This is a genomic window from Odoribacter sp. Z80 (genome assembly GCF_009935865.1).
Taxonomy (GTDB): domain Bacteria; phylum Bacteroidota; class Bacteroidia; order Bacteroidales; family Marinifilaceae; genus Odoribacter.
Genome location: NZ_QWEL01000003.1, coordinates 257,072 through 275,065 on the forward strand (window position 1 = coordinate 257,072; position 17,994 = coordinate 275,065).

Annotated in this window: 17 protein-coding genes and 1 tRNA gene; 9 read left to right on the top strand and 9 right to left on the bottom strand. The window is 40.8% G+C overall.

Annotation, left to right across the window (positions count from 1 at the left end; genetic code table 11):
• The first annotated feature begins 35 nt into the window (after positions 1 to 35).
• Positions 36 to 2,804 (top strand): leucine--tRNA ligase, encoded by a 2,769-nt coding sequence (gene leuS, locus D1136_RS04640; protein WP_161876458.1) that lies wholly within the window; start codon positions 36 to 38, stop codon positions 2,802 to 2,804.
• A 59-nt stretch (positions 2,805 to 2,863) separates the two neighbouring features.
• On the opposite strand, the gene D1136_RS04645 is transcribed toward leuS, so the two are convergent.
• From D1136_RS04645 to D1136_RS04670, 6 genes are all read right to left on the bottom strand, one after another.
• A complete protein-coding gene (locus D1136_RS04645) occupies positions 2,864 to 3,238 on the bottom strand; it encodes a YbaN family protein (RefSeq protein ID WP_202623059.1) in 375 nt (124 codons plus the stop codon).
• A 13-nt stretch (positions 3,239 to 3,251) separates the two neighbouring features.
• A complete protein-coding gene (locus tag D1136_RS04650; protein ID WP_161876459.1) occupies positions 3,252 to 4,187 on the bottom strand; it encodes a tRNA-dihydrouridine synthase family protein in 936 nt (311 codons plus the stop codon).
• 225 nt (positions 4,188 to 4,412) lie between these two features.
• A complete protein-coding gene (locus D1136_RS04655) occupies positions 4,413 to 5,993 on the bottom strand; it encodes a S41 family peptidase (protein WP_237566987.1) in 1,581 nt (526 codons plus the stop codon).
• Between the two features lie 69 nt (positions 5,994 to 6,062).
• A complete protein-coding gene (locus tag D1136_RS04660; RefSeq protein ID WP_161876461.1) occupies positions 6,063 to 6,488 on the bottom strand; it encodes a dCMP deaminase family protein in 426 nt (141 codons plus the stop codon).
• A gap of 32 nt (positions 6,489 to 6,520) precedes the next feature.
• Positions 6,521 to 7,495, bottom strand: coding sequence for a polyprenyl synthetase family protein (locus D1136_RS04665; RefSeq protein ID WP_161876462.1), 975 nt, complete (start codon positions 7,493 to 7,495; stop codon positions 6,521 to 6,523).
• A gap of 105 nt (positions 7,496 to 7,600) precedes the next feature.
• A complete protein-coding gene (locus D1136_RS04670; RefSeq protein WP_161876463.1) occupies positions 7,601 to 8,743 on the bottom strand; it encodes an iron-containing alcohol dehydrogenase in 1,143 nt (380 codons plus the stop codon).
• 92 nt (positions 8,744 to 8,835) lie between these two features.
• On the opposite strand from D1136_RS04670, the gene D1136_RS04675 reads away from it, so the two are divergent.
• Positions 8,836 to 9,138, top strand: a complete 303-nt coding sequence (locus D1136_RS04675) for a GNAT family N-acetyltransferase (RefSeq protein WP_161876464.1) — start codon at positions 8,836 to 8,838, stop codon at positions 9,136 to 9,138.
• Positions 9,139 to 9,229: 91 nt separating this feature from the next.
• On the opposite strand, the gene D1136_RS04680 is transcribed toward D1136_RS04675, so the two are convergent.
• Positions 9,230 to 9,301: transfer RNA gene (locus D1136_RS04680), tRNA-Arg, on the bottom strand.
• A gap of 95 nt (positions 9,302 to 9,396) precedes the next feature.
• On the opposite strand from D1136_RS04680, the gene dtd reads away from it, so the two are divergent.
• From dtd to D1136_RS04695, 3 genes are all read left to right on the top strand, one after another.
• Positions 9,397 to 9,849 carry a D-aminoacyl-tRNA deacylase gene (gene dtd / locus D1136_RS04685; RefSeq protein WP_161876465.1) on the top strand — a complete coding sequence of 151 codons (453 nt, stop codon included), beginning with the start codon at positions 9,397 to 9,399 and terminating at the stop codon, positions 9,847 to 9,849.
• A gap of 6 nt (positions 9,850 to 9,855) precedes the next feature.
• Entirely contained in the window at positions 9,856 to 10,179 is a 324-nt protein-coding gene (locus tag D1136_RS04690) for a nucleotide pyrophosphohydrolase (RefSeq protein ID WP_161876466.1), read from the top strand.
• Positions 10,180 to 10,261: 82 nt separating this feature from the next.
• Entirely contained in the window at positions 10,262 to 12,646 is a 2,385-nt protein-coding gene (locus D1136_RS04695) for an RND family transporter (protein ID WP_161876467.1), read from the top strand.
• Between the two features lie 5 nt (positions 12,647 to 12,651).
• Here the strand turns inward: D1136_RS04695 and deoC are convergent, their stop codons facing one another.
• Both deoC and D1136_RS04705 read right to left on the bottom strand, forming a co-directional pair.
• Positions 12,652 to 13,530 carry a deoxyribose-phosphate aldolase gene (gene deoC / locus D1136_RS04700; protein WP_161876468.1) on the bottom strand — a complete coding sequence of 293 codons (879 nt, stop codon included), beginning with the start codon at positions 13,528 to 13,530 and terminating at the stop codon, positions 12,652 to 12,654.
• Positions 13,531 to 13,562: 32 nt separating this feature from the next.
• Positions 13,563 to 13,910, bottom strand: a complete 348-nt coding sequence (locus D1136_RS04705) for an MmcQ/YjbR family DNA-binding protein (RefSeq protein ID WP_161876469.1) — start codon at positions 13,908 to 13,910, stop codon at positions 13,563 to 13,565.
• 175 nt (positions 13,911 to 14,085) lie between these two features.
• On the opposite strand from D1136_RS04705, the gene mutS reads away from it, so the two are divergent.
• The 4 genes from mutS (at position 14,086) to D1136_RS04725 (ending at position 17,992) form a co-directional block, all read left to right on the top strand.
• Positions 14,086 to 16,701 carry a DNA mismatch repair protein MutS gene (gene mutS, locus D1136_RS04710; protein ID WP_161876470.1) on the top strand — a complete coding sequence of 872 codons (2,616 nt, stop codon included), beginning with the start codon at positions 14,086 to 14,088 and terminating at the stop codon, positions 16,699 to 16,701.
• 131 nt (positions 16,702 to 16,832) lie between these two features.
• A complete protein-coding gene (locus D1136_RS04715; protein WP_161876471.1) occupies positions 16,833 to 16,973 on the top strand; it encodes a hypothetical protein in 141 nt (46 codons plus the stop codon).
• 153 nt (positions 16,974 to 17,126) lie between these two features.
• Positions 17,127 to 17,519 (top strand): hypothetical protein, encoded by a 393-nt coding sequence (locus D1136_RS04720; protein ID WP_161876472.1) that lies wholly within the window; start codon positions 17,127 to 17,129, stop codon positions 17,517 to 17,519.
• Between the two features lie 104 nt (positions 17,520 to 17,623).
• Positions 17,624 to 17,992 carry a DUF1573 domain-containing protein gene (locus tag D1136_RS04725; protein ID WP_161876473.1) on the top strand — a complete coding sequence of 123 codons (369 nt, stop codon included), beginning with the start codon at positions 17,624 to 17,626 and terminating at the stop codon, positions 17,990 to 17,992.
• Positions 17,993 to 17,994: the final 2 nt, after the last annotated feature.

Genomic DNA, 17,994 nt, shown 5'->3' on the forward strand with positions numbered 1-17,994 from the left:
ACGCTAAATAAAATCATAAATAAACCAGTCATATTATGGAATACAATTTTAAAGAAGTAGAACAAAAGTGGCAAAACTATTGGAAAAAAAACCAAACATATAAAGTTGATATAGACCCGTCAAAACCCAAATATTATGTATTGGATATGTTTCCTTACCCGTCCGGAGCAGGCCTTCATGTAGGACATCCACTGGGTTACATTGCTTCAGATATTTATTCCAGGTATAAACGACTGAAAGGTTTTAACGTTTTACACCCGATGGGATTTGACGCCTACGGATTACCGGCAGAACAGTATGCCATCCAGACAGGGCAGCACCCTGCTGTCACCACAGAAAAAAATATAACTCGGTATCGGGAACAATTGGATAAGATAGGATTCTCTTTCGACTGGGACAGGGAAGTAAGGACTTGTGACCCTCATTACTATAAATGGACTCAATGGGCTTTCATCCAGATGTTCAACCATTGGTTTAATAAAACCACACAAAAAGCAGAACCCATTACCCAATTGGCATCCGTTTTCGAAAAAGAAGGGAACCTGAATGTCCATGCTGCCGGTTCTGAAGTTCCCCCATTTACCGCCGAGGCATGGAAAAAAATGAATGAGAAAGAGCAGCAAGCCGTTTTACTGAACTACCGCATCGCATATCTGGCAGATACGATGGTAAACTGGTGCCCGCAATTAGGTACGGTATTAGCCAATGATGAAGTAAAAGACGGTTTGTCCGTCAGAGGAGGATTTCCGGTCGTGCAAAAAAATATGCGGCAATGGTCCTTGCGGGTTTCCGCCTATGCACAAAGATTATTGGACGGCCTGGATAAATTGGAATGGTCAGATTCCCTGAAAGATATACAACGCAATTGGATCGGACGCTCCCAAGGTGCCGATATTATCTTTGAAGTAAAAGACTCAGATGTCCGGTTAAAAATATTCACCACCCGTCCCGATACCATCCACGGGGTCAGTTTTATGGTACTGGCACCGGAAAGCGATTATGTCAGCCAGCTCACTACCCCCGGACAGGAGAAAGCTGTACACGAATATCTGGATTATGTGGCAAAACGGACAGAACGTGAACGGCAAAGCGAAGTAAAAACCGTTACCGGTGTATTTACCGGAAGTTATGCCATCAACCCCTTTACCAACGAAGCCATTCCGGTATGGATCAGTGAATATGTCCTGGCCGGGTATGGTACCGGCGCCATTATGGCTGTACCTGCACATGATAGCCGTGATTATGCTTTCGCCCGAAAATTCCAGTTGCCTATCATCCCTGTTATTGATAACGGCCAACCCATCGACTTGAGTGAAAGTTCTTACGATGCCAAAGAAGGTAAAATGATTAATAGCGGTATAATCAATGGAATGGAAGTGAAAAAAGCCATCCAGACCATCGCTGAAGAAGTGGAAAAACGAGGAATTGGCAAAAGTAAAATCAATTATCGTTTACGGGATGCTATTTTTAGCCGCCAACGATACTGGGGTGAACCGTTTCCGGTATATTACAAAAACGATATGCCCTACATGATGGAAGAGTCGTGTCTGCCTCTGGAATTGCCTGAAATTGACAAGTATCTGCCGACAGAAAGCGGAGAACCTCCCTTGGGCCGGGCTAAAAACTGGAAAACAAAAGAAGGTTATCCCATTGAGTTGAATACTATGCCCGGATTTGCCGGCTCTTCAGCCTACTATCTCCGTTATATGGACCCTCATAATGAAAAAGCCCTGGTCAGCCACGAGGCTGACACCTATTGGCGGAATGTAGACCTTTATCTGGGAGGTGCCGAACATGCCACAGGCCATCTGATTTACTCCCGTTTCTGGAATATGTTTTTGTATGATTTAGGAATTGTATGCGAACCGGAACCTTTTCAAAAACTGATTAACCAGGGTATGATTCAGGGGCGTTCTAATTTTGTATACCGCATTGTAGGTTCCAACACTTTCGTTTCTGCCGGTTTAAGCAACCAATACGAAACCACCGAAATTCATGTAGACGTTAATATCGTCCATAATGATATTCTGGATACCGAAGCCTTTAAAAAATGGATGCCCGAATATGCCAATGCCGAATTCATTCTGGAAGAGGGTAAATATATCTGTGGATGGGCTGTTGAAAAAATGTCCAAATCCATGTTTAATGTAGTGAATCCCGATGACATCATAGAACAATTCGGAGCAGATACTCTCCGTTTGTATGAGATGTTCCTCGGACCGCTGGAAGCTCATAAGCCGTGGGATACCCAAGGTATCGACGGAGTATATAAGTTCTTACGCAAATTCTGGCGCTTATTTTTCCAGGAAGAAAAATTCCTGGTCAGTGATGAAAATCCAAATCGTGAAGAACTGAAGGTACTGCATAAAACGCTCCGGAAAGTAGAATACGATATAGAAAATTTCTCCTTCAATACCTCTATTCCGGCTTTCATGATTTGTACCAACGAACTAATGGCCTTGAAATGCCGTAAAAGAGCTATTCTGGAACCTCTGGTCATCGCCATTGCTCCGTATGCCCCGCATATAGCCGAAGAATTGTGGCATCTCCTGGAACATACCACCAGTGTCACGACCGCAACCTTTCCACAATGGGAAGAAAAATATTTGATAGAAGACCATTTCGAATATCCGGTATCTTTCAACGGTAAGGTCCGTTTCAAACTTTCCATGCCTTTAACAGCTACTCAGGCCGACATCGAACTGGCTGTCAAAAATGCTCCGGAATCCGCACGTTGGTTGGAAGGAAAAGAAATCCGGAAAATGATTGTCGTTCCCCAAAAAATTATCAACGTCGTATTATAAACAGACTTCCTTGATTATGGCCGAATATTATCCTAATGAAATATTCGGCCATTTAAATATCAGTCTTTGGCTGTAGGCACAATCAACAATATACTGCCACTACCTATTATTCCCAATCCCAAAAGCACTATCCTTATCTGCCAACTTTCAATAAACAAAAACGCTGAAATACACACCATCATCCACATACAGATAATAGACAAGAATTTCGACAACAACGACACTCCTTTCCGAGACTCATAATGACGGATATACTTTCCTAAAGGAGAACGATGCAAACGGTCATGTAAGCTTTTCGAACTCTTATAAAACAACCATGAACTCAATAACAGAAAAGGGGTAGTAGGCAAACCCGGAACAAAAATACCAACGATACCCAAAATGACCGAAAGAATACCCACTCCAATAAAAACAACTTTTTTTATCTGTTCCATATCCGGCAAATGTTCATTTCATCCATTTAACACACTCTTTATACTGGCTTAACCTCGTCGCTTTCCGGATTTTCTTTAATATTTTCCGGTCAGTAGAAGGCAAAAAATACTCCCACAAAGCTTTCATCCTGGATAAAAGCTGAGATTCTCCCTGAAGTACACCGGAATAAGCAAAAAACAACTCTTCATGAAAGTCGGAACAGAGGGACATACGTTTTTCTTCAGAAAAAGTTTCATTCCTTTTAAACTCATTAGCCAGCAAGGGCGAAGACAATAATCCTCTACCTATCAAAACACCCCTTAGCACAGGAAATTTTCCAAAAATCCTCTCCACATCCTGTCTGCAACGAATGTCTCCATTATAAAACAAAGGGTGACGAATCATTTCAGAAAAACGCGCAAAAGCCTCCTCATCAACCACCCCTTTATATTGCTGCTTGCCAGTACGGGCATGAACCGTTATGTGGTCTAAGCGAACACTATTAAACACACTGCTCAAAAATTGGCATTCGCAAACATTTTCCCAACCTAATCTTATCTTAAGAGAAAACCGGATATCAGGATATTCATTTACGGTTTGCAACACCTCCTGAACTTGTTCGGGATAAGGCAACATCCCGGCTCCTTTTCGTTTGCCGGCAATCAAAGGGAAAGGACAGCCCAGATTAATATCTATTTCAGTATAACCGTTATCCCGGACAATTTCAGTAAGTAACCGAAATTCCTGAGAAGAGCCCGGCAATATCTGGGGAATAAGACGGGGCACCGTATTTAACCCGGCCTGTATATCTCTCAGGTCCTTATTTCTGACCTTTCCATTTTCCAGCCGGATAAAGGGCGTATAATAAGCGTCAACTCCCCCGAAATACTTCTCAAAAGCATTCCGGAAAATATAATCAGTAAAGCCTTGTAAAGGGGCCAAATGTATTTCATAAGAGTTTCCTTCCATTCTGTATCCCTATCCTAAAGATAATTTCTCTTTTTATAAAATCATTGTTAACCAAACAACATAAAATGCATCATTTGGTAGTGCGATTACTGTTTTTAAGGTAGTAGAATATTGACTTCGCCATTACTGGACAAGGGAAAATAAAAGAGCAGAAATCCCAGCCTCCAGAGATACCGAAACCGAACCTTTCTGCCCCTTTACATAGACAAAATCCAGGATATTCAGCTATTCTCCCATTCCTTTATTCTTTAAAGCTTTCTGAAAAGTAACATCCTCTTGATAAATAATCGGATAAAAACCTTCATCATCCAGGGCATGGCGACCGATATAAGCCTTAAGGGAATTATTCAACACAGGATAGGAATCCCGAATACCCTTCGGATCCCGTTTCACACCCCGCTTTTCAGCATAATCAGCCATCATTTCCACTAAATCAAATTTACTCAGGTATTTCAGTAATTGCTTATAATCTTCAATATCTTTCATCTCATCCCGATGCAAATCCATAAATTCAAAAGTAAACTCATAAGGTAATTGTCCCTTCCGGTTCAATTCTGCCAGATATTTAGAATACCCCAGAGTATCTTCCGGAACAAAAATATCAGGCATAATCCCTCCTCCTCCGTACACCGTACGTCCTCCGAGCGTCTTATATTTCAATTTTTCATCAAAATGAATGCTGTCCTTCTGACCAAATTCGCCATGCAACAAACGCTGATATATATCTTCATAATATTTTTCTTTCCCTTGATCGTAAGGTTTTTGTATGGAACGCCCCGAAGGAATATAATACCGGGCTACCGTTAATCTTAAAGCCGAACTGTCAGGTAATAGACGCTGCTCCTGTACCAATCCTTTACCAAAAGAACGACGCCCGATAATAATTCCCCGGTCATTATCCTGAATCGCTCCGGCAAAAATCTCACTGGCAGAAGCACTGAACTCGTTAATCAACACCACTACTGCAATGTCCTGAAATTTTCCCCTTCCGTTTGAATTATAATCCATACGGGGAGAAGCTTTCCCCTCAGTATACAAAATCAATCTCCCTTCCGGAAGAAATTCATTGATCATTTTTATGGCAATCGGAAGAATACCCCCTTCATTTCCCCGTAAATCAATAATCACTTTCCGCATTCCCTGTTTATGCAGTCTCTGGAGAGATTGCATAAATTCATCGTAAGTATTCAAACCGAAAGTCTTCACTCGAATCACTCCCGTGGTATCATTGGCCATATAAGCAATGTCCACGCTTTTAATGGGTATATTTCCCCTCGTTATTTTCTTGATAATGGGTTTATCCACTCCCCTCCTTTTTAAAGTCAACTCAACATCAGTGCCAACTTCCCCCCTCATCATTCCCATAATCTTATCTGTACTCAGCTTCTTCCCCGCAACAAGAGAATCATTTACTTTTACAATACGGTCGCCATCCTTTAAACCTGCCCCGGCAGAAGGTCCTCCCGGCACTACTTTCACCACCGTAACCGTATCCTGGTATTTATAAAATTGTACACCTATACCTCCAAAATTGCCCAACATCTCTTCGTTTACCCTTGACATGTCTTTCGCAGGAATATAAACTGTATGAGGGTCCAGGTCCTTGATCAATAATGGAATTGCTTTTTCCTCAATATCTTTTACATTAACGGTATCTACATAAGAAAAATTAATCATATTCAGAATCATATCCAACTTACTTCCCTGTACCGGTATAAAAGTGTTCTGCACAGCCCTCACCATCTGGGGATGATAAAACAAGGTATTCAACCACATACCCACCACAATAGCCAATGCAATGATCATTGGCAAAAGAATTGCCTTCCATTTATTATTATACATATCTGTTTCTCTGTATCTGTGAAAAATTAAAAATCAAATCTTAACCAAGTCTACTTGTACTCCTGCCTTTTCTAATAATTCCAATCCATCACTGCACCGATAAAGCTCCGAATAAACCACCCTTATTATCCCTGCCTGAATGATCAGTTTGGCGCATTCGATACAAGGCGAAGCAGTAACATATAACGTGGCTCCATCACTGCTATTTCCGGATTTTGCAACCTTGGTAATAGCGTTCGCTTCTGCATGTAATACGTAAGGTTTGGTATGATCGTTCTCATCCTCACATAAATTCTCAAAACCCGAAGGTGTACCGTTATAACCGTCCGATATAATGGATTTATGCTTTACTATCAAAGCCCCGACCTGGCGGCGTTTACAATATGAATTTTCCGACCAGATCCGTGCCATTCGCAAATACCGCTCATCCAATAATCTCTGTTTCGAAAGCTCTTCCATACTTGTCGCTGATTTAAAATCCATCGTTATTTTTATTTTTTACGCTCCCCAATATAATCAATCATTTCATAAAAACACTTTTTACGCTCTTCCGGTACATCAACCTTCTGTAAAGCCAGACGGCTTTTTTCCAGATAAGTGTCTATTTTGGCTTTTACAACTTCTTTTATTCCTGCCCGATTATAAATTTCAGTCACTTCTTTTATTTTCTGAACCGGATCAAAATTTTCTTTTTTCATCCAATTTTTCAACGAAATTTTATCCTTTCCTTCTGCCAACTCCAATGCCTTAATCAAAAGATAAGTTTTCTTGTTACACAAAATGTCACCACCTATTTTCTTTCCAAACTCTTCCACATCCCCATACACATCCAAATAATCATCCTGCAACTGAAAAACCAGTCCCAGATACCCTCCGAAATCATACAAAGCCTTATACTCATGTTCCGGCGCACCGGCAATCAAAGCCCCATGCCGCATACTACCCGCAATCAATACTGCAGTTTTCAGATAAATCATCTGGATATACTCTTCCTCCGCAACATCTTCTCTATCCTCAAACTCCATATCATACTGCTGTCCTTTGCATACATCCATCGCCACCTGATTGAAACCATCGATCACCCGGCGTAAATAACGGTCTTCACAGGTCTCTATATACTTATAGGCAGTAATTGCAGCAGCATCTCCGCTTAAAATAGCCACATTACTATTCCATTTTTTGTGAACAGTCTGGCGGCCGCGCCGCAATTCGGCATCGTCCATTACATCATCATGCAATAAAGTATAATTGTGAAAGATTTCTATGCCAATAGCCGATTTTAAAGCTTTCTCAACATCATCCCGGTAAAGGTTATAAGCCAGTAAAGCCAGAACAGGACGCAAACGCTTGCCTCCATCTTCCATAATGTATTGAATGGGTTCAAACAAAGAATAAGGTTCTTCTACATATTCCTGTTTTTCCAATTCAATTCTGATAATATCCCTGAGTTGTTCAATCGTATACATAACTTCTCCTGTTAATTTAGTAAGGTGCTAAATTAACAAAAGAAGCTGTAAAAACAGCGGAAAGAACTACATTTTTCAATAGGGACCGATAACAAAGAATATCTTTTATTTACAATGTTCCAGAATTTCCCGTGCAAGTACGCCAGTAACATCTCCATCTTCCCCAAAACCGACCTTACGTTCATTGAAGCGCCGTTCTATCTCCAATATAGTATCGTCTCCGATTTGAACATCCCCCAAGCGGGTAGGTAATCCCAGACTACGGAAGAACGCCTCGGTTTTCTCAATCGCACTATTTACCCTTTCCTCTTCAGAACCTTCCGTAATTCCCCAAATCCGCTCACCGTATTGCAATAGTTTAGCCTGTTTCTTGGATTTCAGGGTCCTCCATAAACCCGGCAACACAATGGTCAGGGTTGCCCCATGAGTCAAACCATGTAAAGCAGTCAATTCATGACCTATCATGTGTGTCGCCCAATCCTGCCGAACTCCCAAAGCAATAAACCCATTCAACCCCATCGTCGCACTCAGCATAAAATCCGCCATCAGGTCATAATTATCCTGTTTTTCTACAATTTTCGGAGCAATCTCTACCAACGTATGTATAATTCCCTCCGCCCAACGGTCCATCAAACGGGACTGCCCGGGAATCGTCATATACTGCTCCATAACATGAATAAAAGTATCAGCAATACCACAAGCAACCTGATAAGGAGGTAAAGTTGCGGTTACTGCCGGGTCAAGGACAGAAAAAACCGGATAATTCGAATAAAAAGGATATTTTTCCGCAGTCTCTTTCCGGGAAATAACAGCCCCCCGGTTCATTTCCGAACCGGTAGCCGGCAGAGTCAGCACAGCACCCATCGGTATGGTACGAGTCATTTCCCCCTTCAAAACCAACTCCCAAGCATCCCCTTCGTAAAGTAAACCGGCCGAAATCAGCTTAGTTCCATCCAAAACAGAACCCCCACCTACTGCCAGCAAGAAATCAACCCTATGCTCTTTTCCCAACTGAATCGCTTTCCGTAAGGTCTCTATGGCAGGATTGGATTCTATCCCCCAGAATTCGATAAAATCACGTCCTTCCAATGCTTGTCTTACCTGCTCATACACTCCGTTCTTCTTTACACTCCCTCCTCCGAAAGTAACCATCACTTTCTTTCCTTCCGGAATCTCTTTGGCAATCCGTGCTATCATTCCTTTACCAAAAATTATCTTTGTAGGATTCTGAAATACAAAATTTTCCATAATCAACTTTTTATTCTAAAATATACATTATCTATAAGACAAATATACCATAAATTTAAAATGATTCCATATCTTCGTAGAAACATTCAGTCATGGAAATTATTCACAATATAGAAAACCATAAATTCATCACAGAAACAGAGGGCTACACCGCTTATGTCAGTTACCGCATTGAAAACGGTGCACTGGACATTCGCCATACCATAGTTCCACCTCCGATTTCAGGCCGGGGTATTGCCGCTCAGTTGGTAAAAGCCGCTTACGACTATGCCTTAGAACATCATTTAAAATGCATAGCAACATGCTCCTATGCCATAGTCTGGCTACAACGCCATCCTGAATATCAGGGAGAAGTCGGCAAAGATTACAATGGACAAAATCATTGTTGTTTATAGAAAACAGAACTTAAGATTGAAGTATTTATATATCTGAACACTTACAAAAATAAGAAATGGAATGCAAGTAAAACCTGCATTCCATTTTTTGTAGTCGCGCCGGGAATCGAACCCGAATTTAAAGTTTAGGAAACTTCCGTTCTATCCATTGAACTACGCAACCAAATATGCATGCAAAAGTACAGTAAATTATATTGAGTTCCAAAATTACCTCTATAAATATAAGCAAATAAATATCTTTGTACTAAAATTATAAAAATGAAAATAGTTATTCAACGCGTCCTGGAAGCCAGCGTCAGTGTAAAAGGACAAATTCATTCTTGCATCGGACCAGGCATGCTGATATTTATCGGCATACAGGCTGATGACACCGCAGAAGATATCCAATGGTTAACCGGAAAAATTTGTAATTTACGGATTTTCAACGATGAAAACGGGGTAATGAACCGTTCTGTATTAGAAACTGGCGGAGAAATTTTGGCCGTTAGTCAATTCACCCTTATGGCACGAACTAAAAAGGGAAACCGCCCTTCCTATATTGATGCCGCCCCACCGAATATCTCCGTTCCTATTTATGAAGATTTCCTGACAGCATTAGGCGAAGCTATGCAAAAGGAGATAAAATCCGGCATCTTCGGCGCCGACATGAAAGTAGCATTAACAAACGACGGCCCGGTGACCATTCTCATAGACTCTAAAAACCGAAATTAAATTCAGATGGAAATTAAAGAATTACAGGAAAAAGTAGATCATTGGATAAAAGAATACGGTGTCCGTTACTTTAACGAACTGACCAATATGGCTATTCTGACTGAAGAAGTTGGGGAACTGGCACGGATTATGGCCAGAAAATATGGAGAACAATCTTTTAAAGCCGGAGAAAAAGAGAATCTGGCAGACGAAATGGCAGATGTACTCTGGGTATTAACCTGCCTGGCCAACCAAACCGGTGTGGATTTGACCCAGGCTATGGAAGAAAATTTTGCAAAAAAAACGACGAGAGACGGAAAAAGACACAAAAACAATACTAAAATTCAATAGCTTTGAATATTCTTGCTAAATTTGTCCGCAACATGCAATCAACGCTTCCAGTGTGTTCATAACACACTTTATAATTAATAATATGTGGACAAAGATAGCAGGGATCATACTCCGTAACCGGATTGCTTTCATCACAGGCGTTTTACTCGGTACTGTTTTTATGGGATTTCAGGCCAGACATATCCAGATGTCCTATGAAAGTGCTGACCTATTACCCAAAACTGACACAGCCTATCTGGATTATGCCAAATTCCGGGAAACTTTCGGCCAGGAAGGAAATATTATGGTCTTCGCCATTCAGGATTCTAATTTTTACGACCTCGCAAAAATCAATGACTGGATAGCGATGGGCAATAACATCAAAGCCCTGAAAGGGGTAACGGCTTTAATGTCAATTACCCATACTTTCAACCTACATAAAAATACAGAGCTAAAAAAATTCGAAATACAGCCTATCTTTCCCCATCATATTTCTTCAAAAGCAGAGCTGGACAGCCTCTCCTTCATCGCTGAGAATCTGCCTTTTTACGACGGACTATTGCTTAATAAGCAAAAACATACTTATAATATGATGATTACCGTATCGGCAGAAGTCATGAATTCTCCGGCACGGGTAAAACTGGTTCAGGACGTACTGAAAATAACAGAACAGTTTACCGGAAAACATCACCTGAAAATGCATTATTCCGGTATGCCTTACATACGGGTTATCAATGCTGAAAACATAAAAGGGGAAATGTATATGTTCATAGCATTATCCCTCCTTATCACTGCCATCATTTTATATCTGTTTTTCCGTTCTTTCCGGATTGTGGGTTTTTGTGTGGGCATCATCGGGCTTAGTGTCATCTGGGCTATCGGTTTCATGGCTATTTTAGGAATTAAAATTACCCTGTTAACGGCCATGCTTCCCCCCTTGCTGATTGTTATAGGTATACCGAATTGCGTATACATGGTTAATAAATATCATACAGAATATGTCCGGCACGGTAACAAAATCAAAGCCTTACAACGGATGATACAAAAAGTGGGTAACGCCTCGTTGCTCTCCAATCTCACAACTGCTGCAGGCTTTGCCACTTTCATCATTACTTCCAGCCGGATTTTGGTTGAGTTCGGATTAATCGCTTTTATCAGTATCACCTGCGTTTTTCTGATTTGCCTGATTCTGATTCCGACAGTTTTCAGTTATCTGCCAGTGCCCGACACAAAACAAACCAAACACCTGTACAATCCTTTCATAAATCATATCATTGAAAAAATAATCTATTGGGTTATCAATAAACGCCATACAATATATTACATCACTGCCATCCTTGTCTTGGCAGGAATTTACGGCATTACCCAAATGAAAACAACCGGTTATATGGTTGATGACCTGAAAGATACCGATCCCATCCGGCAGGACCTGGCTTTTTTTGAATCAAATTTCGACGGTTTAATGCCATTGGAAATCACCATTGATTTCGGTAAACCCAACCAGGTATTTAAACTCAGCAACTTGGAAAAACTGGACCTATTGGACAAAGAATTGTCTCAAGACCCGGACCTTTCTAAAGCGTTGTCCGTAGTCGAAGCTGCTAAATTTGCCAACCAGGCTTATTACAACGGCAAGGCTGCTTATTACAAACTTCCCAATAATATGACTAAAAATTTCATCATGAAATATGTCATGGAATCAACCGGAGGAATGAGTGACATGGCAAAATCATTCGTAGATTCAACCTTAAGGGAAGTGAGACTAAGTTTCCGGGTAAAAGATATCGGTACAAAAAAAATGGAAGCCAAAGAAGATTCCTTATATCAAACCATCACCCGCATTTTTCCGGAAGATAAACATAAAATCAGTGTGACGGGTTCCAGTATCATCTTCTTCAAAGGCAACCAATACCTGCTTCGTAATCTTTTCTCTTCCCTGGCATTGGCCATCATACTGATAGCAGGATTTATGGCCTGGATGTTTAAAAGCAAACGGATGGTATTCATAGCTCTGCTACCCAATGTAATCCCTCAGATTATTACAGCTGCCATTATGGGCTATATCGGCATTCCCATCAAAGCCTCCACCATCCTTGTATTCAGCGTCGCATTCGGTATTTCCGTAGACAATACGATTCACTATCTGGCCAAATACCGTCAGGAATTGCAAGCCACAAACTGGAGCATACGATCGTCCGTCGTCCTCGCCCTGCAAGAAACAGGCCAGAGTATGATTTACACCTCCATCATATTGTTTTTCGGTTTCAGCATTTTCTGCCTGTCAAGTTTCGGAGGTACATTTGCTTTAGGTTTATTGACTTCCATTACATTGTTTGGTGCAATGCTCGCTAATCTGCTTTTGCTCCCCTCTTTATTGCTAACTATGGAACACAGCATTACCAAACGGACTTTCCGCGCAGAACCGTTATTGCAAATTTTTAATGAAGAAGAGGATATTGACGAGAATAAACTGGAAATTAAAGTATAATCAAATCATTCCACTTTCATTTTCAGTGCTTTGATTTCCTTCACGACATCATCCATAAGCATCGAAGCACCGATACGAAAATAATAAGGAGTAAGCCATTCGCTTCCCAGAACATGGTTTACAATAGTCACATAGCGAATCGCATTCTGCGCTTTAGATACTCCTCCGGCAACCTTCAACCCTACCCGTCGGCCTGTCTGGGCAAAATATTGCTTAATGGCCTCACACATCACGTATACCGATTCAGGAGTCGCATTGACAGGCACTTTACCTGTTGAGGTTTTTATAAAATCAGCACCAGCATATGCAGCAATCAAAGAAGCATAAAATATGGTTTCAACATCTTTGAGTTCTCCGGTTTCCAAAATTACCTTTAAACGAACCGTCTCGCAAACTTTACGGATGGCCTTCAACTCACGGAATACTTTCTCATAATTCTTCTCCAGCATATCTCCCACAGAAATAACAACATCCACTTCCTGGGCTCCGGCACTTATCGCCATTTTACACTCAGCCAACTTTATTTCCGTGAAAGTCTGAGAACTCGGAAAATTTCCGGCAACCACTGCAGTCTGTATTCCGGTCTCTTGTAAAGCCTCCCGCACCACTCTGGCAAAGTTCGGAAATACACATACAGCAGCTACTTCCCTCAGATTGAATTTTTTCAACTTTTTCAATAATTCTGTCACAAAAACCTTTACTGATTTCTCCGTGTCCGTCAACTTCAAAGTTGTATAATCTATGCAGGAAAGACAAAATTCCAGATTCTCAGCACAATAAACCTGCTTTATTTCCTTCTCAACAACACCATCCAACTCAAACTGAATTCTTTCATCCAGATTGACACAATTATAAGCCGTTAAAATTTTCGCTATATTATCCATTATTTTGATTATTTTTTATCACATCCTGTGAGTTATAAACCCAGATTCTTCCGTGCAACCTGAGACAATTTACAGACTACCAGCTCATACGATTTCTTAATCCAGTCCCGAAGCATATGGTCGCTTACAGAACCATCTATTAATACGGTATTCCAATATTTTTTGTTCATATGAAATCCCGGTAATACTGAAGCAAACCTTTCACGCAATTCGACCGCTTCATCCGGAGCACATTTCAAATTCATCCTCAAACTCTCATCCAACGGAACAAAGCAAAACATTTTCCCCCCCACCTTAAATACCAGCACATTTTCCCATAAAATCTCCGTTGTCACCTCTTTTAAAGACTGGCAATATTCCGTTAATTCTTCTACGTTCATGGAAACAAAATTACACAATGTTTGCGAGGTTTTAAACTTTTCTCCCCGAAATTATTTATCTTTGAAAGCAGTTGTGGTAAACTATAAAAATGAAATTATTTCGTACAGGTACAAAGATAGTTACAAATAATTTCCGTGGGAAAAAGATAACAAAACATAACAAATAAGAAAAAATATGGCTAAAAAAGAAGGCAACGAAACCCCGTTGATGAAGCAATATTATGCAACAAAAGCCAAATATCCGGATGCTATTTTACTTTACCGGATGGGGGACTTTTATGAAACTTTCGGAGAAGATGCCATCCTTACAGCAAAAATTCTGGGAATTACATTGACGAAACGTTCATCCGGTTCGCCAGGTACCGTCGAATTGGCCGGTTTCCCTCACCATGCCATAGATACCTACCTCCCTAAATTAATCCGGGCAGGACAACGGGTTGCCATTTGTGAACAATTGGAAGATCCTAAAAAAACAAAATTTCTGGTAAAAAGAGGAGTGATTGAACTGGTCACCCCCGGAGTATCTTACAGCGAATATACAACAGATACCCGAAGCAATGTTTTTCTGGCTTCTGTGTATTTCAACAAAACAGAGGCAGGATTGTCCCTCCTGGATCTCTCTACCGGTGAATTCCTGGTCACTGAAGGTAGCCATGCCACCATAGATAAATTGCTGAACAGTTTCCAACCTAAAGAAATCATTTATCCCAAAGGCGAGGAAAACCGTTTTCATGAACTCTTCGGAAATAAATTCTACATCTACCCCATTGAAGAATGGTTTTTTGAACGGGATGCAGCTGCCGATCGTCTGATGAAACACTTTGAGGTAAACTCCCTGAAAGGGTTCGGCATAGAAAAAATGGGTTGTGGCATTTCCGCTGCCGGAGCCGTCCTCAGCTATCTGGAGATGACCAAACACGATATGATTTCGCACCTCACCTCTATCGCCCGAATTGATGAATCACATTGTGTTTTACTGGATAAATTCACGCTGCGCAATTTAGAACTTTTGCACTCCACTTACGAAGAAGGACGCTCGTTGGTGGATATCATCGACCGGACCATCACTCCCATGGGAGGACGTACCCTGCGTCGCTGGATTTGTATGCCTTTAAAATCTCCGGAAGAAATTAATCAGCGTCTGGACGTTGTTGACTGCTTTATCCAACACGAAAAAGAACGTCTGGAAATTGAAAGCCTTCTGGAAAACATTGGCGACCTGGAACGATTGGCCTCCAAAATCGGAGTAGCCCGCATTACACCCCGCGAAATGAACCAGCTTAAAACAGCACTTTCGTGTATTGTCCCCCTGAAAAACCAATGTCAGCAAACTGCAACCCCTATCCTGGAAAAAATGGTAGAAAACCTGGACCCCTGTACGGCTTTATTTGACAAAATCAATAAACAGTTACAGGAAAATGCTCCCCACCAGGTCAATAAAGGAAATGTCATAGCCGAAGGAGTAAATGCCGAGCTGGACGAATTGCGTCATATTTCCAGTCACGGGAAAGAAAAATTGCTCGAAATCCAGCAAAGAGAAATAGAGGCAACCGGTATTCCTTCCTTAAAAATCGGTTTCAACAACGTATTCGGTTACTACATAGAAGTTACTAAAGCACACAAAGATAAAGCTCCCGACACTTGGATACGAAAACAGACACTTGTCAACGGAGAACGGTATATTACTCCCGAATTGAAAGAATACGAGGACAAAATTTTAGGAGCAGAAGACAGAATCCTGACCATTGAAACCGAACTTTATAATGCTTTGCTGCAAGAAGCAGCCCATTATATCCGTCCTCTGCAAGCCAATGCTAAAATCTTGGCCGCCATAGATGTATTGATATCTTTTGCAGCAATCTCCATGGCTAATCATTATCATCGGCCCGTTCTGAATGACTCCGATGTGATTGATGTTCACGAAGGACGCCATCCGGTCATTGAAAAGCAACTGCCCCCGGGAGAAGAATATATTTCCAATAATGTCTATTTAGACAGCCAAAAACAGCAGATTATCATTATCACAGGTCCTAATATGGCGGGTAAATCAGCCCTTCTCCGCCAAACGGCACTCATTGTTATTATGGCACAGGCAGGCTGTTTTGTCCCCGCAGAAACGGCTACAATCGGATATGTTGATAAAATTTTCACACGCGTAGGAGCCTCCGACAATATTTCACAGGGAGAATCCACTTTTATGGTCGAGATGAACGAAGCAGCCAATATCCTGAATAATATTTCAGACCGCAGTTTAGTGTTGTTTGACGAACTGGGACGCGGAACCTCCACCTATGACGGCATTTCCATCGCATGGGCCATTGTCGAATATCTGCACGAACATCCCAAATACCGGGCAAAAACCTTATTTGCCACACACTATCACGAACTGAACGAAATGGAGCGCTCATTCAAAAAAATCAAGAATTACAATGTTTCTGTCAAAGAAGTCGGGAATAAGGTGATTTTTTTGCGCAAATTGGTTCAAGGAGGTTCTAACCATTCCTTTGGTATACAGGTAGGTAAAATGGCCGGCCTGCCCCAGTCTGTCATTAAAAGGGCAGACGAAATACTGAAACAATTAGAAAACAACCGGGATAAAAACGATACTATCCAAAAGAACATGGAACACATTGCTTCAGAAAGAGAGGGAATGCAACTCAGTTTCTTTCAGTTGGATGACCCGGTGCTCATGCAAATCCGGGACGAAATCGCCGGCCTTGATATCAATAGCCTGACCCCCTTAGAAGCCCTGAATAAACTCAGTGAAATCAAGAAAATCACAGGCATTTGACCATTTTGAGTAGTAGCAGTAACTTATGATTTTGACCACTATAACGATTATTGTTAATATTTTATATTGTTAATTTAAAATATATTCATATCTTTATAAAGCTAAACTTAGTAAAATCTAAATTGCTCACTATGAAAAAACAGTTTCTTTCATTAACAATTGCTCTGGCAACAACTATATCTTTGTTCTTTGCCTGTAGCCAAGATGCAAATCCCCCTAACGGTCATTTGCAAACAGATGCGGATCGTTTATTAGCGTCACCGGAATATTAACTATTTTCCACTGAAATTCATCAGTTTTTTAACAAAATCGACCAAGCATTAACCTCTCTTTCACCGGAAAAACAAAAAAGGAAAGATGAAATATGTGCAACCATCCTGACATGTAAAGACCGGAAAAAATTCAGTGCACTCGCAGAGGAACTGGTGACTATTCTGGATATAGACTACGATCAACATATCCAGAAAATAAACAAATTGTCTGAGAATCTTTTCAAAGGTCAAAAATTTACAGTAGAGGAATTGACCAAAGCTGTACAGAAACGCACCTTTCTACAAAGTTCCGTTCTTTCCACAAAAGCAGATTCCGACACTCCGACAACAACAACTTTACTTGAAGCCTGTCTTCAAGGCTGCTCCCAAGCACAAGAGACAGCAGCAATGCTTTGCCAAAAGAATCACCAACACACAACTCCGGAAGAAATAAGGGGATGTGAGTTAGAAAGATTAGCCCTTGTCGTAGTATGTCATGAAAAATGCCAGACACTCTATGCAACAACACCAGTTGAGCCGACACTACCAAACCCGCAGAACCTGTAGAACCTGTAAAACCCGTAGATCCAACAAAACCAACCAATAATTTATAATCTAATACAACATAGAGGTGTATCGTTTTGATACACCTCTCATTGACTAATATAAATATGTATAAAATTATTATCGCTTTTTCATTATTACTAACTGCATGTCAACATTCCCAAAAACCTATACTACAATTATCCACCTATTGTTATAACTTTTATGAATTACAGAAAAACAAAAATTATTTGGGGAATGTAATGATTAACAATACCGGTAACGATACTTTAAAAATATTTCAAATCGGTACTTCTTGTGGTTGTACCGACGCATCCATCACCCAAAAATTACTTCAACCTCAGGATTCCTGCACATTAAATTTCACCTACAATACCCAAAATAAACAAGGAATCCAAGAAGAATATATTAGCATTTACACTAATACTGACTCTTTGGTACATCTGCTAAAAATCAAAGCATTTGTAAGCGAATAATC

What these genes read in the sequence shown, in the direction of transcription:
- leuS (WP_161876458.1), top strand. Translation starts at nt 36, where the DNA reads ATGGAATACAATTTTAAAGAAGTAGAACAAAAGTGGCAAAACTATTGG.
- D1136_RS04645 (WP_202623059.1), bottom strand. Translation starts at nt 3,238, where the DNA reads ATGGAACAGATAAAAAAAGTTGTTTTTATTGGAGTGGGTATTCTTTCG.
- D1136_RS04650 (WP_161876459.1), bottom strand. Translation starts at nt 4,187, where the DNA reads ATGGAAGGAAACTCTTATGAAATACATTTGGCCCCTTTACAAGGCTTT.
- D1136_RS04655 (WP_237566987.1), bottom strand. Translation starts at nt 5,993, where the DNA reads ATGATCATTGCATTGGCTATTGTGGTGGGTATGTGGTTGAATACCTTG.
- D1136_RS04660 (WP_161876461.1), bottom strand. Translation starts at nt 6,488, where the DNA reads ATGGAAGAGCTTTCGAAACAGAGATTATTGGATGAGCGGTATTTGCGA.
- D1136_RS04665 (WP_161876462.1), bottom strand. Translation starts at nt 7,495, where the DNA reads ATGTATACGATTGAACAACTCAGGGATATTATCAGAATTGAATTGGAA.
- D1136_RS04670 (WP_161876463.1), bottom strand. Translation starts at nt 8,743, where the DNA reads ATGGAAAATTTTGTATTTCAGAATCCTACAAAGATAATTTTTGGTAAA.
- D1136_RS04675 (WP_161876464.1), top strand. Translation starts at nt 8,836, where the DNA reads ATGGAAATTATTCACAATATAGAAAACCATAAATTCATCACAGAAACA.
- dtd (WP_161876465.1), top strand. Translation starts at nt 9,397, where the DNA reads ATGAAAATAGTTATTCAACGCGTCCTGGAAGCCAGCGTCAGTGTAAAA.
- D1136_RS04690 (WP_161876466.1), top strand. Translation starts at nt 9,856, where the DNA reads ATGGAAATTAAAGAATTACAGGAAAAAGTAGATCATTGGATAAAAGAA.
- D1136_RS04695 (WP_161876467.1), top strand. Translation starts at nt 10,262, where the DNA reads ATGTGGACAAAGATAGCAGGGATCATACTCCGTAACCGGATTGCTTTC.
- deoC (WP_161876468.1), bottom strand. Translation starts at nt 13,530, where the DNA reads ATGGATAATATAGCGAAAATTTTAACGGCTTATAATTGTGTCAATCTG.
- D1136_RS04705 (WP_161876469.1), bottom strand. Translation starts at nt 13,910, where the DNA reads ATGAACGTAGAAGAATTAACGGAATATTGCCAGTCTTTAAAAGAGGTG.
- mutS (WP_161876470.1), top strand. Translation starts at nt 14,086, where the DNA reads ATGGCTAAAAAAGAAGGCAACGAAACCCCGTTGATGAAGCAATATTAT.
- D1136_RS04715 (WP_161876471.1), top strand. Translation starts at nt 16,833, where the DNA reads ATGAAAAAACAGTTTCTTTCATTAACAATTGCTCTGGCAACAACTATA.
- D1136_RS04725 (WP_161876473.1), top strand. Translation starts at nt 17,624, where the DNA reads ATGTATAAAATTATTATCGCTTTTTCATTATTACTAACTGCATGTCAA.